This window comes from Emticicia sp. 17c, from assembly GCF_037153985.1.
Lineage (GTDB): Bacteria > Bacteroidota > Bacteroidia > Cytophagales > Spirosomataceae > Emticicia.
Genome location: NZ_JBBAYI010000001.1, coordinates 860,679 through 874,121 on the forward strand (window position 1 = coordinate 860,679; position 13,443 = coordinate 874,121).

General features: G+C 37.7%; 14 protein-coding genes. 9 read left to right on the top strand and 5 right to left on the bottom strand.

What is annotated here, in order from left to right:
- Positions 1-2: 2 nt before the first annotated feature.
- Positions 3-1,037, bottom strand: coding sequence for a DUF3500 domain-containing protein (locus WAA15_RS03560; RefSeq protein WP_337041066.1), 1,035 nt, complete (start codon positions 1,035-1,037; stop codon positions 3-5).
- 92 nt (positions 1,038-1,129) lie between these two features.
- Here WAA15_RS03560 and WAA15_RS03565 point away from each other — a divergent pair, with 92 nt between their 5' ends.
- Positions 1,130-1,492, top strand: coding sequence for a DoxX family protein (locus WAA15_RS03565; protein WP_337041067.1), 363 nt, complete (start codon positions 1,130-1,132; stop codon positions 1,490-1,492).
- 8 nt (positions 1,493-1,500) lie between these two features.
- Here the strand turns inward: WAA15_RS03565 and treF are convergent, their stop codons facing one another.
- Both treF and WAA15_RS03575 read right to left on the bottom strand, forming a co-directional pair.
- Positions 1,501-3,009, bottom strand: a complete 1,509-nt coding sequence (gene treF, locus WAA15_RS03570; protein ID WP_337041068.1) for an alpha,alpha-trehalase TreF — start codon at positions 3,007-3,009, stop codon at positions 1,501-1,503.
- Between the two features lie 13 nt (positions 3,010-3,022).
- Entirely contained in the window at positions 3,023-4,276 is a 1,254-nt protein-coding gene (locus WAA15_RS03575) for an MFS transporter (RefSeq protein WP_337041069.1), read from the bottom strand.
- 251 nt (positions 4,277-4,527) lie between these two features.
- Between WAA15_RS03575 and WAA15_RS03580 the strand changes: the two genes are divergently transcribed.
- Entirely contained in the window at positions 4,528-5,382 is an 855-nt protein-coding gene (locus WAA15_RS03580) for an AraC family transcriptional regulator (RefSeq protein ID WP_337041070.1), read from the top strand.
- A 16-nt stretch (positions 5,383-5,398) separates the two neighbouring features.
- Here the strand turns inward: WAA15_RS03580 and WAA15_RS03585 are convergent, their stop codons facing one another.
- Positions 5,399-6,472, bottom strand: coding sequence for an asparaginase (locus WAA15_RS03585; protein ID WP_337041071.1), 1,074 nt, complete (start codon positions 6,470-6,472; stop codon positions 5,399-5,401).
- Positions 6,473-6,749: 277 nt separating this feature from the next.
- Between WAA15_RS03585 and WAA15_RS03590 the strand changes: the two genes are divergently transcribed.
- Complete coding sequence (locus tag WAA15_RS03590; protein ID WP_337041072.1) at positions 6,750-7,136, top strand: hypothetical protein; 387 nt, start codon at positions 6,750-6,752, stop codon at positions 7,134-7,136.
- 3 nt (positions 7,137-7,139) lie between these two features.
- Here WAA15_RS03590 and WAA15_RS03595 read toward each other — a convergent pair whose 3' ends face one another.
- Positions 7,140-7,463, bottom strand: a complete 324-nt coding sequence (locus tag WAA15_RS03595; protein ID WP_337041073.1) for a tetratricopeptide repeat protein — start codon at positions 7,461-7,463, stop codon at positions 7,140-7,142.
- 180 nt (positions 7,464-7,643) lie between these two features.
- On the opposite strand from WAA15_RS03595, the gene WAA15_RS03600 reads away from it, so the two are divergent.
- The 6 genes from WAA15_RS03600 to WAA15_RS03625 all read left to right on the top strand — a co-directional run bounded on the left by WAA15_RS03600 (position 7,644) and on the right by WAA15_RS03625 (position 13,361).
- Positions 7,644-8,378, top strand: coding sequence for an electron transfer flavoprotein subunit beta/FixA family protein (locus tag WAA15_RS03600; RefSeq protein ID WP_337041074.1), 735 nt, complete (start codon positions 7,644-7,646; stop codon positions 8,376-8,378).
- A gap of 57 nt (positions 8,379-8,435) precedes the next feature.
- Positions 8,436-9,401, top strand: coding sequence for an electron transfer flavoprotein subunit alpha/FixB family protein (locus WAA15_RS03605; RefSeq protein WP_337041075.1), 966 nt, complete (start codon positions 8,436-8,438; stop codon positions 9,399-9,401).
- Between the two features lie 307 nt (positions 9,402-9,708).
- The gene (locus WAA15_RS03610; protein WP_337041077.1) at positions 9,709-10,302 is read left to right on the top strand and encodes a bifunctional nuclease family protein; all 594 of its coding nucleotides are present in this window, start codon (positions 9,709-9,711) and stop codon (positions 10,300-10,302) included.
- A gap of 254 nt (positions 10,303-10,556) precedes the next feature.
- The gene (locus WAA15_RS03615) at positions 10,557-11,384 is read left to right on the top strand and encodes an FkbM family methyltransferase (protein WP_337041079.1); all 828 of its coding nucleotides are present in this window, start codon (positions 10,557-10,559) and stop codon (positions 11,382-11,384) included.
- Positions 11,385-11,544: 160 nt separating this feature from the next.
- A complete protein-coding gene (locus tag WAA15_RS03620) occupies positions 11,545-12,405 on the top strand; it encodes a lysophospholipid acyltransferase family protein (protein WP_337041080.1) in 861 nt (286 codons plus the stop codon).
- Positions 12,406-12,485: 80 nt separating this feature from the next.
- A complete protein-coding gene (locus tag WAA15_RS03625) occupies positions 12,486-13,361 on the top strand; it encodes a cell division protein FtsX (protein ID WP_337041081.1) in 876 nt (291 codons plus the stop codon).
- The last annotated feature ends 82 nt before the right edge of the window (positions 13,362-13,443 follow it).

The window sequence follows — 13,443 nt, forward strand, 5'->3', positions numbered from 1 at the left end:
GCTTATTTTTTTGTATGCTCCTGCTCATAGTGTTTTTTCAATATATCTTCACCAAAATCGTTTGTCAGGTCTCTGACAACACTATGAATATGATTACCGTTATTTTGGGTGTTATCATACTCAATCAAGAGTACATCGTTTTGTATACGGTAATAATGCCCATTATTCTCGCCATATTTTTTTCCTCCGGCCCATGTAAACCTTAACTGATTCAGCCCCGCTTTCTCAATCTTTTGCATAAATTCATTAGAAAACCCCAAAGGATAATTTTTAACATACATACTTACTAGCCGCATGAGTAGTTTTTGTTGAGATGGGGTCATCTCTGAAAATAAAATACCTTCATTACTTAGCTGCGTAATTTTTCTTTTATTACTGGTAATAATGTCTCCCGGTGCAATATCAGCAATGATTACTTTTTTTAATTGTTCTTCTGAAAACGAGTTAAGTAACTCAAACGCATAATTTACTTCATCTTTTAAAATCTGGTATCCTTTCTGAGGGCCGCTTGGTACTATGCCGGGGTTGCTTCCGAAAAACATGGGTGTACCTGACACAATTTTATTTGACTCGGATGAAAAGTTTAAAGAAAGATGATGCCCTTCAATACGCCACCCCCATAGTTTTTTCTCGTCAGGTGTTCCAAATACTGTAAAATAGTACTTAACGGGGCTACGATAATCGCTTTCTGGTGGGGCTTGTTCGAGTTCTTTCAGAATAATTTCCAGTTGCATAATGGCAATGGCTTTCTCTTGCCCTTGCTGGCTAAGTGTGGTTTTGAGCAAGTGAATAGCAGCTTCTTTTTGTTTGTCGTTCATGTCGCGCAGCATGAGGCCGTTTCTGGCCTTTGGCACAAAATACCAGTTTTGTCGCTCGTCTGAATCGTACGGATAAGCCACTTTTTCAAGTTGAGGTTTATCAAGTAATTTAAGGAAATCGGAAGCAGCCAAAACAACAGGTTTATTGCTTGTAGAGTTTTGCGCACACGCAAACAAACAACAAGCCCAAACCAGATAAAGGGTGAGCAGAGTTTTCATTATTATAAAGGCTTACAGGTTGAATATTATTACCAAATAAGGCCTATTTATTATAAAAAACAAATTAAATTGTAGCCTTAAAACTATTTATCATGATGGCACTTCTTAAAGCTGGTAGTTTGTATGTGGCAGGTTTGCTTTTTACACTGGCGGGCATATTACATTTCACCAAAGAACGTTTTTTTATGAAGGCCATGCCACCTTATATTCCTTTTCATAAAGTAATGGTACAGTTAAGTGGCATAGCAGAAATTGCGTTAGGAATCGCGCTGTTGTTTCCACCTACAAGAGTATATGCCGCATGGGGTTTAATTTTATTGCTGATTGCTGTATTTCCGGCTAATATTTATATGGCTACATCGGGCAGGTTTCAGTATATTCCTCAGGTATTGCTCTGGCTACGTTTGCCCATGCAACTAGTGCTTATCTGGTGGGTTTATCAGTATACCCAATAATAATTCGGCTACTCAGTCATCATTTTTAACAAAACCCCATTTGTCCAGCCAAAGCCATCCTGATTAGGGTATTCTCCTCCACCTGCTTCTGTCGTCTGGTCGGTTACGTTATATTTTTCGGTCATTTTACCAGTCTGTGCATATACTTTCAGATTCAGGTTTACCCAATTGTTTTTTATTTTTTGGGCCAGTTCATTAAAGTCATAATTTTTAAGTCCTTTATAGGCTATCCATTGTAAAGGGGCCCAACCGTTGGGGGCATCCCATTGCTGCCCTGTGTAAAGTAGCGTAGTTAATAACCCTCCGGCCTTTAAAAATTGCGATTCGAGTACCTGCGCAACTTTACTTACCTGAGCAGATGTTGACACACCAAAGAAAAGCGGAAATACCCCCGCCAATGTATAGTGTTCTTTTTGTATTCCGTTGGTAAAGTCGAAGTCAAAGTAAAATCCTTTTGCTTCATTCCAGCAATATCTCTGAATAGCTTCTTTTCTTTTTTGCACCAACTCCTGATATTTTCGTGCAGTTTTGCTATTTTTCTTTAAACTATGAATTTCTGCCAGTGTTTCTTCCATGTACATCAACAAGCAGTTTAAATCTACCGGAATAATATCAGTTGTATGAATACTTTCAAAAGCTTCAGGATTTTTAAACCACCTGCTACTAAAATCCCAGCCTGATTCGGCTGCGGCTCGTAAATGCCTGTATAACTCTTCTGGCTTTTGCTCAGATTTATGTTGTAGTTCAATATCCTCTTTAAAAGACTCAGGTCTTGGGGTAGCGTTTGTGTCCCAGTATCTGTTCAGAAAAGCTCCATCAGGTAACTTAACTACCCGATTCATAGCCACTATGCCGTTTTTTATCTGCCCTTTGCCATTCATCCAGAACTCATATTCTTTTTCCAGATAAGGTAGGTAATCGGTCAGAATACTCTGCCCCATTTCTTCACTCAGCAATTTCAACATTAAAGCATAGAATGGGGGCTGCGAACGGCCGATATAATAAGTACGGTTGGCATTGGGGATATGACCAATTTTATAAAGCAAATATGAAAAATTATCAACCATCGCCTTAATCATGTCAACCTTACCTGACTGCTGCAAACCTAGCATTGTAAAGTAAGTATCCCAATAGTATATTTCCCCGAAACGCCCGCCCGGAACAACATAAGGATATGGCAAAGGAATCAACGATGATTTTTCGGCCATTGGCTCACGGGTCAGCACAGTCCATAACTCCTCAATATGCTCTCTGGCCGATTTGCTTTTATCACTTATATACGAAACACCGTAGTCGTGGGGCAAATTAAAGTTATCATAAACAAAAGTTTTCAGGTCAAACGCTGATAAATTCTTTTGCTCTTCGTATCGCTGTTTTATTTCTTTCAGACTCTCCTCTGTATTTATACCTTTTGGCGTACAGTCAGGAAACGTTTTATTATCGGGAAAAACTTGGGCTAATTGTACTGACTCAAACAATTCACCCAGTTCGTGGATATATCTCATTTTATGCTCCATTGTCTCAAACTAATTAGTGCCCACCTTTAGCATTAAATTCAATATGGGTATTCGATTTTTTTTGTAAATTATTCAGTAAAAACAAACAAATTATCAGGATTCCCATCGGAATCAGCGAAAAATAAAAAGCCTTTTCTCCACCAATATATTTAAATAATATTCCGACCAGACGTGACCCCAACGTACCACCAACCGCTGAAAAAAACGTTAAAAGGGAAGCCATAGGGCTATGCAGGATTTTCTCGGTTGCACTTAACACAATTGAGTTTACCAATGGGTAAAGTGGAGCCAGGAAGAACCCGATTAACGGAAACACATAAGCAATTATGGGTACATCGGCCAATGAATCAATGGCTTTTACTTCGAGTCCGTTTGTTTGGGGTAGTACCAGTATAACCATCATCGCTGCACCAATCAGACATACCAGTAATAAGGTAAGCCAATAAACTTTTTTAATCAGGATAGATGACAGGTACCGCCCTCCAGCAATAGAAAGCATCAGGATAACAGCCATAAAGACACTTGTTTTTTCTGGCAAATGCAGTACTTTTTCGTTAAAGGTAGGCAACCAACTCATAATTCCCTGCTCGGTCATTACATACATAAAGGCTGCAATTGCAAATACTAATACCAAAGGGCGTTTTAAGAGGCTTATCATCTGCCTGAAGTCTTCTGCTACATTACTACCGGGTATTTCGTAATTAATGGTTGTAAAGTCTGAAAAAAGAAGAATCAGGAAAGAAACCGCAATTAATCCGGCCACTACCAGATACACCCTTAGCCATGCGTTAGGGTCGGTATCACTATAAAACATCGGGAATGAGATAAAGGCAACGGCAATGCCTATCATAAAAAAACTTTCTATTGAGCTCAACATTCCTTTATGGTCTTTATCGTCTTTGGCCAATAGCCCTACCAACGAATAAACCGACACCTTTATAACTGCAAATGAAATACCTACACAGGCAAATAAAATCCGAACAGCCATGAAGGAATTGCCGAAATACATACCTAAACAACCGATAAACACCAGACCAAGTGCCAGCAACATTCCTTTCTTGTAGCCTAGTCGGGGAAGAAAAGACCCCACCAGAAAAGAAACAAAGGCGATTGATAAATCTTTGAAGGCTTCAAGCGAACTTGCGGTTACCTCGTCAACATGGTATGTGTTGATTGATTTCTGAATAAGAATACCAACGCTGTTAAGCAGAATAGCAAAAACAAAGTAATTCAGGTAAAGTGATAATTTTATTTGCCAGTTTTTCATAAGGTAGTATCTGAATAGGGTAAAAATAATAACATGTATTTTTTAGGGTTGTACTAAAAAAAAGCGAGCAAAATGCCCGCTTCTTTAATTCATCATAGATTGATGTATTGTATAAAACAAAACTAAATGTACTACTTTAATGTGATTACAAAATTCTACTAATTTTAATAGAAAAAATATGATTATATTCATGTGTTTTGATACTATATTATTATTTTTATGAAATTTTTCATCGTTTGAATATTAATATAGTGAAAACGCCTTTTGAAAAAATTCAACCTGACGAAGGAAGTTCGTTCAGACTGCTACATTTAAAAATTTCATCCAATATTTTTCCCTGGACCTACCACTATCATCCTGAATATGAGATGGTTTTTGTTCACTACGGAACTGGCAGGCGGCACGTAGGTAATCACCTGAGCTATTACGAAGACGGCGATTTGGTATTAATCGGCTCAAACTTACCCCATGCCGGCTTTGGCTACGATGCACTTGATGAACACGAAGAAACTGTAATTCAATTTAAAGAAGATTTTCTGGGAGAAAACTTTTTTGACAAACCCGAAATGACCAGTATCAAAGCATTGTTCGAACGTTCGAAGCATGGGATTCATTTTTATGGGCAAACAAAAAAGATTGTAGGTAACAAGCTAAAAAAGATGCCACAGCTTTCTGAATTTGCCAGAATGATTGAACTTCTTACTGTTTTTCAGATACTGGCCAACTCGGAAGAATATATTTTATTGAATGTTGCCGATACCAACTATGATTTTAATCAGAAAGACCAAGTGCGCTTAAAGCGTATCTACGAGTATGTTGAGCAATCGTATCAGTCACCTATTAATATGAAAGAAGTGGCCGACATAGCCCATTTAACAGTGCCTTCTTTTTGTAATTACTTTAAAAAAGTGATGAATATGACTTACACCGACTTCGTTAACGAATATCGAATTAATCAGGCTTGTAAGTTACTCATGACCGAAAAAAGCATAACAGACGTATGCTTTGACTGTGGTTTTTCGAATGTGTCTTACTTTAGTAAGGTATTTAAGCAAATAAAAGGCAAAAGCCCTATGCAATTCAAGAATCTGGTTCTCCGAAAATAAATAGGGCTTCCTGTACTTAAACCGACATCTCGCCACAAATATCTTTTTCAAGGCTGAACTTCACCCTTTCAGGCGAGGTGTCTTTACCGAACAAATACATCATCTTGGTAATAGCTGCTTCGGTAGTTATATCAGAGCCGCTTATTACCCCTATTTCCTGTAATTTGCGGCCTGTCTGATAAGTGCCTTGCAGCACCCGTCCGCCATCGCACTGCGAAACATTAAAAATTACTACCCCTTTTTCTATGGCCTGCTTTAATTCTTCCAGAAACCAATCTTCTGATGGGGCATTACCTGCGCCATAGGTTTCCAGTACAATCCCTTTCAGCCCATTTGTGTGAAATAAATTATGAATCATATTCTGATGAATCCCCGGAAATAGTTTCAATATCATTACATTTTCGTCGAGGTGCTCATGAAGCTGTAAGGGAAGGTCAGTTCTGTAAGGTCTGATAAACGGGAAATTATAGTCAATCGTAACGCCCACTTCTGCCAGATACGGATAGTTTTCAGACCTGAAAGCATTAAACTGGCTGCTTTCCTTCTTTTTAGCTCTGTTGCCTCTCAGTAAAAACGAATTAAAGTAAATAGCTACCTCAGGAATAACGGGCCTGCCGTTAATTTTTGCCGAAGCAATTTCAAGTGCTGTAATTAAATTCTCACGGGCATCCGTACGAGCTATTCCTATGGGCAACTGAGCACCCGTCAGAATTACGGGTTTACTTAAGTTTTCTAACAAAAAACTAAGGGCCGATGCCGTGTAAGCCATTGTATCAGTGCCATGTAAAATTACAAAGGCATCAAATTCTTCAAAGTTATCGTATACAATTCGGGCAATTTCTATCCAGTTGGCAGGTCGCATATTCGACGAATCAATAGGCTTATCTAAAGTCAGGATAGTCAGTTCAAATTCAAGCCGATGTAATTCAGGCACGTTTGTGAGTATCTCATCAAAATCGAAAGGTACCAAACTTTTACTTTTTGAATCATAAACCATACCGAGTGTTCCACCTGTATATATCATTAATACCGAAGTTGAGCGGCTATTTTTAAATGATGAAGTGTTAATTTTTGAAGTTTTATACGCCATAAAAAAATTTTTTTCACAAAATTACGAGGTTTGATTTTAGCTTAAATATCATTTTTTTTAAAATATTCTCTCCAAGTTAGCCAAAAGCATACATTGATTTCAAAGAAAAAACATTTTTTTGAGTAAAAATACTCAAAAACGCACCTATTTGGTTGATTTTTTTAAATATAAAATTATACTATTCCAAGATTTTTTTTAATTTTTTTGGAACATTATTGGATATTTAACGTTATATTTGAAAAGCAACAAACCAGAAACTTAAATAAACAGAGCAGATATGAACGTGCAGCCGACAGTAAGAATTATTAACGATGATGTTACTATCATTGATTCTTTGGTAGACAATGGAGAAATGTTTAAGGCATTTGACACCAACAAAACCACTACTTATCTGGTAGGAGAAGATTTTCACTTGGTTTTTTATTTTGCTGATAGCACACTCAACAACAGGTTTATCATGTATATAGTGGAAGACTTTTCGGTGAATGAAGAGTGCATGGGCTTTCTGCTTAACCTCTTGGAGGAACAAATACAACAAAACCACCATACTTACATAATGAAGCAGGCCCGAAGTAAGGTTCTGGATATACTTTATATGACCGACACCTTCAGGGCTTTATTCGGTAAAAAGAATGTACGCGAAGAAGACGAATATTATCACTGATAATTATTCCATTTCATCCTGCAACATTCGGTAAGCTCTCTTTAGCTCATCATAAGCCTTAGTATTGTGCTTTTGGTGAGCTATTTCTATGCCCTTTTTGTACACTTCTTCTGCTCTGCTAAATTGCTCATTTTCAACCAGTAAAGCCGCTGCATGGTAATAGGTAGGCAGGTAATCGGGGTGTTCTACCAGTAATTGTTGCAGATACATCAGGGCTTTGTCAGGTTGATTATTCAGATACTCCATCGCTACGCCATAAATATTGAAAGGGTCGTTAGGTTCTTCCTCCAGATATTGCAGTAAAATTTTTAATCTTTCCTCTTGCATACTATTTTTCTTTAATTTAGCTTTGTAATTGTTATGCGTGCATAACAATTTTTCAGGATTCAATGCCCGAAAAACATGCAATAATAATCTATCTTTAATAATAAATAAAATGCTTTTTAGCAAACCCCTAAAAGCATTTATTCTATAACATCTCCCTTTGGGGGTAAGGGGCAAATTACTATGAAAATACTAGTCTGCATTTCTAGCGTACCTGATACAACTTCTAAAATTACCTTTACAGATGGTGATACGAAGTTGAACAAAGCCGGGGTACAATACATCATCGGACCCTACGATGATTATGCTCTTGCAAGAGCCGTTGAACTAAAAGAAGCATCGGGCGGAAGCGTTACGGTACTAAACGTAGGTGAAGCCGACGCAGAACCTCAGATTCGTAAAGCGTTGGCAATTGGAGCCGACGATGCCATCAGGGTTGATACAGAACCAACTGATTCTTATTTTGTAGCAGAACAGATAGCGGCCGTTGCCAAAGAAGGCAATTATGATTTAATTTTAATGGGACGTGAAACCAGCGATTATAACTCAGGTGTGGTGCATGGCATTGTAGGCGAAATTCTGGGTATTCCTTCGTTTTCGCCGGTTATGCAATTAGATATCAAAGATGGTGTTGCAGAAATCACCCGCGAAATTGAAGGTGGCAAAGAGAAGTTATCGGCTCCGCTCCCACTCGTACTTGGCTGCCAAGAACCTATTGCCGAATGGAAAATACCTAATATGAGAGGCATCATGACGGCGCGTACCAAGCCACTGAAAGTAATTCCGGCCTCAGGTGAAGCCCTTACTTCAACAGAAAAATACAGTCTTCCACCAGCTAAAGGTGCTTGTAAGTTTATTCCTGCTGATGAAGCCGAAAAACTTATTGAATTACTTCGCACAGAGGCGAAAGTACTTTAACACTAAAGTACCCGTTAGAGTTGTAGATTTAAAAATTCCAGTAAACGACATTCAATCATGGCTATATTAGTTTATACAGAAATTGCCGACGGAGCAATAAAAAAATCATCACTTGAGGCCATTTATTATGGCTCGAAAGTGGCCGAAAAACTAGGTACTTCCGTTACAGCCCTTGCCATTGGCAAAGCCGATGCGGCAAGCCTGGCAGTAGCCGGAAATTACGGTGCAAGCAAAGTTCTGCATGCAAACGATTCAAAACTCGAAACAGCCAATAGCATGGCTTATGCTAAAGTTTTAGTTGAAGCTGCCCAAACCACGGGTGCAAAAGTAATTATCACAGCTAAATCATCGTTAGCTGATGCGGTTACTGCACGTGCTGCCGGAACACTCAAAGCGGCAGTTGTTGGCAATGTAACCGAACTACCCGACGTATCGAACGGTTTTAAAGTAACCAGAAGTATTTTTACCGGAAAGGCTTTTGCTGACGTAAATATCAATAGCGATATTAAGGTATTAGCCATCAAGAAAAACGTAGTGACTCCGGTTGAAACCACAAATACTGCCGAAGTTGAAACATTTACACCAGCTTTAAGCGATAACCTGTTTACCGCTAAAGTGACCGAAACAGTAAAAGCCAGCGGAACAGTATCGCTACCTGAGGCTGACTTGGTGGTTTCTGGTGGGCGTGGAATGAAAGGGCCTGAGCATTGGCAACCATTGCTCGATTTAGCAGATGCTTTAGGTGCTGCTACGGCTTGTTCAAAACCTGTTTCAGATTTAGACTGGCGACCTCACCACGAACACGTTGGTCAGACAGGGGTTAAGGTTTCTCCAAATCTTTATATTGCCTGCGGTATTTCTGGAGCTATCCAGCATCTGGCAGGTGTTAATTCATCAAAAGTAATTGTCGTTATTAATAAAGACCCTGAAGCACCTTTCTTTAAAGCTGCCGATTATGGTATTGTGGGCGATGTTTTTGATGTTTTGCCAAAACTTACAAAGGCTGTAAAAGATTTAAAATAATACTGACGTATATAGTTTGTAAAATCTTCGGCAGAGACAACTCTACCGAAGATTTTTTTATATTCCAAAGCCTGAACGAAACGCTTCTTTTATATACCACTCAATAATAAAATCTAAATTAAAACCTTGTTCTATATACTCGAAAGGGCATTTTTAGTAATTTTATAAAATTCAAATTGCTTAGTTTTATGTAACTTTGGAAACCAAAAGAGTTAATTTGAAGTTAAAAAGTTATCTGGCTTTACAGCTCACGACTTTTTTATCGTTTACATTAATAGACAAATTAAGAAATCCTTATATTTGCACCGTGGAAAAAATAAAACTCGAAATAATAAGCTTATACCCTAACCAATCGCAGACAGGTACTTTTGCATTAGTGCTAGGGGAAGAATTTGGTAACCGAAGGTTGGTAATTTTTATTGGCATATTTGAAGCACAAGCAATTGCCATTGAAATGGAACGTATTACGCCCAATCGTCCAATGACACACGACCTGTTTAAATCATTTGCCCGTGCTTTTGATTTTACTGTTGAAGAAATTCTAATTTCAGATTTTAGAGAAGGCATCTATTATGCTAAGGTAATTTGCACAGATGGTATTCGTCAGAAATCGATTGACTCACGCCCGTCCGACGCTGTGGCTATTGGCTTGAGATTTCAGGTTCCTATCTATACCACCAGTCAGGTTTTATCCGAAGCTGGCATTACCACAGAGGAAGCAAAAGCAGCCGATGACCCTCAGGAGTTAATAACTTCTTCGTCAAGACCTCAGAAAGTGAATAAAGACTCTTTGAAAGATTTAAATCTTGATGAGTTAAATAATCTGTTATCACAGGCTTTAGCTAACGAAGAATACGAAAAAGCCGCAAAAATAAGAGACGAAATAAGCAAAAGAAATTAAAAATATTAACTATCAAACCCCCAATGGAGTTATTTGTTTCATGACAGATAACTCCATTTTTATTTCCATAAATACCTAGTTATTGCTAGGTATTTTCAATCATTTTTAACCCATACAGCAGTGTTTATTGTGTAAAACACCCATTTGACATGGCACTTTCAAAATATCTAATATCTTTGTAACAGTTTCATTGGGTTAGCGTTACCTTTCATGAAATTATCTCATCACTATTATTTATATAAATTACTTACATTATGTTTACTTATCTAAAACGAAAATTTGAAAAGTATAAGGTTAAAACTACCTTCAAAGAATATGGCCATGAAGTAGTAGATTATGATTTACCAGAACTCGGAAAAGTGAGTTTTGCCCGATGGCTTAACCCACTTGAAGCAGAAAAACATATTTCTCAAAATCAGGTAAATTTTTTCAAAAAAATACTCAAGAAAGGTGATTTTGTCATAGACATTGGCGCGCACATCGGCGACTCAACCATACCAATGGCGCTGGCAGTCGGAAAAGAAGGAACTGTTTTGGGCTTCGACCCTAACCCTTACGTTTTTAAAATTCTTGAAAAAAACGCTTCACTAAACAAAACCCTTACCAATATTATTCCCCTGAATTTTGCTATTACCACCCATGAGGGCGACTTCTTTTATAACTCTTCAGAGGCAACCTATAATAATGGTGGTATATCAGAATCACAACAAAACAAGCATGGGAAATACGCCTTGGCTGATAAAGTTCATGGGGTTAATCTGGAACGGTACCTTAATGAACTCTACCCCGAAGTATTGCCAAATCTGACACTTATAAAAGTAGACACCGAAGGCTATGATACAGAAATTCTGAAATCAATTCTTCCTTTTATAAAAAAACATCGCCCGAATCTGATTTTTGAGTGTTTCCCGAAATTATCAAAAACAGAAAGATTTTTTCTATACGATTTGATTGCCGACCTCGGATACGACTTATTTTATATAGGCGGTTTTGATGATAAAGCAGCAAAAGAACATATCACCCGCGACAACATGCTTAACTGGAAACACTTTGATATACTGGCTATTCCTCAAAAACAGTAAAATTGCGTTTCTGAGGTTTTGATTTTATTAGATTTTATTCCTATATTTCAATTTAATTAAACCCTAAGCCGTTGAAAAGGAGCATAATTCAGGCAAAAATCTTTATTTAGACAGATTTTTGCCTAGTTACATAATATGCTCAATTAAATGTTTGTCTATAATGCTTCGAGTATTACGTAATTTTCTTCCCATTCCGAGTAACGACCCTAATCCGTTTTTTAGGTATATTTCCTATATTGATATATTTGGTATATTTGAACGTGACCCTTTTGGTAACTGGCTCATTCTTAAACGTCTGATTATATTAATAGCTGGATTTCCTACTTACTGGCGCATTGCGGTAGCGAATAAACTTAAAGTGGAAGGTGCTGAAAAAATTGCCAAGCTACCCAACCAGAATGTATATTTTATCTCGAATCATCAGACTTATTTTGCCGATGTAATTACGTTTTATCATATTTTTTGCTCGGTTAAATGGGGCTTTGGTAATAAAGTACTGCCTGTGGCTTTGCTGGCTCCGCGTGCAAGAACATTCTATGTAGCAGCAAGCGAAACCATGAAAGAGGGCCTGATTCCGAAGATATTCAGTCTGGCAGGAGCTATTCTGGTCGAACGCTCATGGCGCACTAAAGGTGAAAACGTTAAACGTGAACTTGATACAAACGCAGGAAGCAAGGTTTCGCAAGGGTTAAAATTTGGCTGGGTAGTTAGTTTCCCGCAAGGTACTACTAGCCCTTATGCCCCTATTCGGAAAGGCACTGCTTATATTATAAAAGAAAACAATCCTATTGTTGTTCCGGTTGTAATTGATGGTTTCAGAAGAGCCTTCAATAAAACTGGCCTTGCCTACAAAAAAAGAAATACCGAACTACGGGTAAAATTCAAAGACCCACTTTACTTTTCACCCGAAGCTACCATCGAAGAAATTACAGAAGTAGTAAAAAATATTATTGAGCAGGATATGCCCGAAAGAATAGCCCGCTGGAGAGGCGAAACATCGGAATCTGTTAAAAATAATTAAAATACACTTTATTTCTACTACATTTTTTATCTTTGCCCCGAATTACCCGGAATACAAAGATTTGTTCAAAATACATTACTATGCAGAAACGAAAATTAGGTAGTTATCCGAGCCTGTTAATTATTATAAGCTTATCAACTGCTTTATTTCTGATTGCCTTTACAGGCTGGATTGCCCTGACCTCCAAACAGTTAGTAAAGTATGTAAAACAAAATATTGAAGTGCAGGTATATCTGGATAAATCGCTTACTCAGATACAACAGGATTCGGTACGAAACATTATAGCAAAAAAAGGCTACATTGCCTATGCTGATAATGTACCGCAGATAAACTTTATATCTAAAGAAAGTACGGCTCAGAAAGTTCTGAAAGATACCAATGAGGATTTCAACACAATTTTAGGAGAAAACCCTTATAGAGATGCCTTTAGTTTAAGGATTCAGGAAAATTATCTGAGTGAAGCCAATCTTGAGAATATAAAAAGTGACCTTGAACAGATTTCTGGTGTTTTTGAGGTTGATTACGCAAAAGACTTTGTTGATAGCATCAATAAAAATGCCTACAAGGCTTTTCTGATTATTGCTTCGGTAATAGTAGTTTTATTAATAGCTATTTTTCTGTTAATTAATAACACCATCCGGCTGGCACTTTATTCGCAAAGGCTTATTATCAGAAGTATGCAACTTGTGGGCGCAACCGACTGGTTTATTCAGAAGCCTTTTATTGGGCGGAGTATATGGCATGGTTTACTATCAGGAACCATAGGAGTTGGTCTTTTCTTTGGTGTACAACAAATTGCTGTACATAAGATTGAAGACCTAGTTATATTACAGGATTACACCCGAATAGCCTTTCTTTGCATAGGTATTATTTTATTAGGTATATTAATAGGTGTGTTGAGCACCTATCAGTCGATGTACCGATATTTAAGAACCGACCTCGAAGGCTTGTACTAAATCATTTATTTAAAATCAATTATTGTTTCATGTTGAGCATATCCCCAAACATGATTCACATCATTTAACATACTTCTTTGGG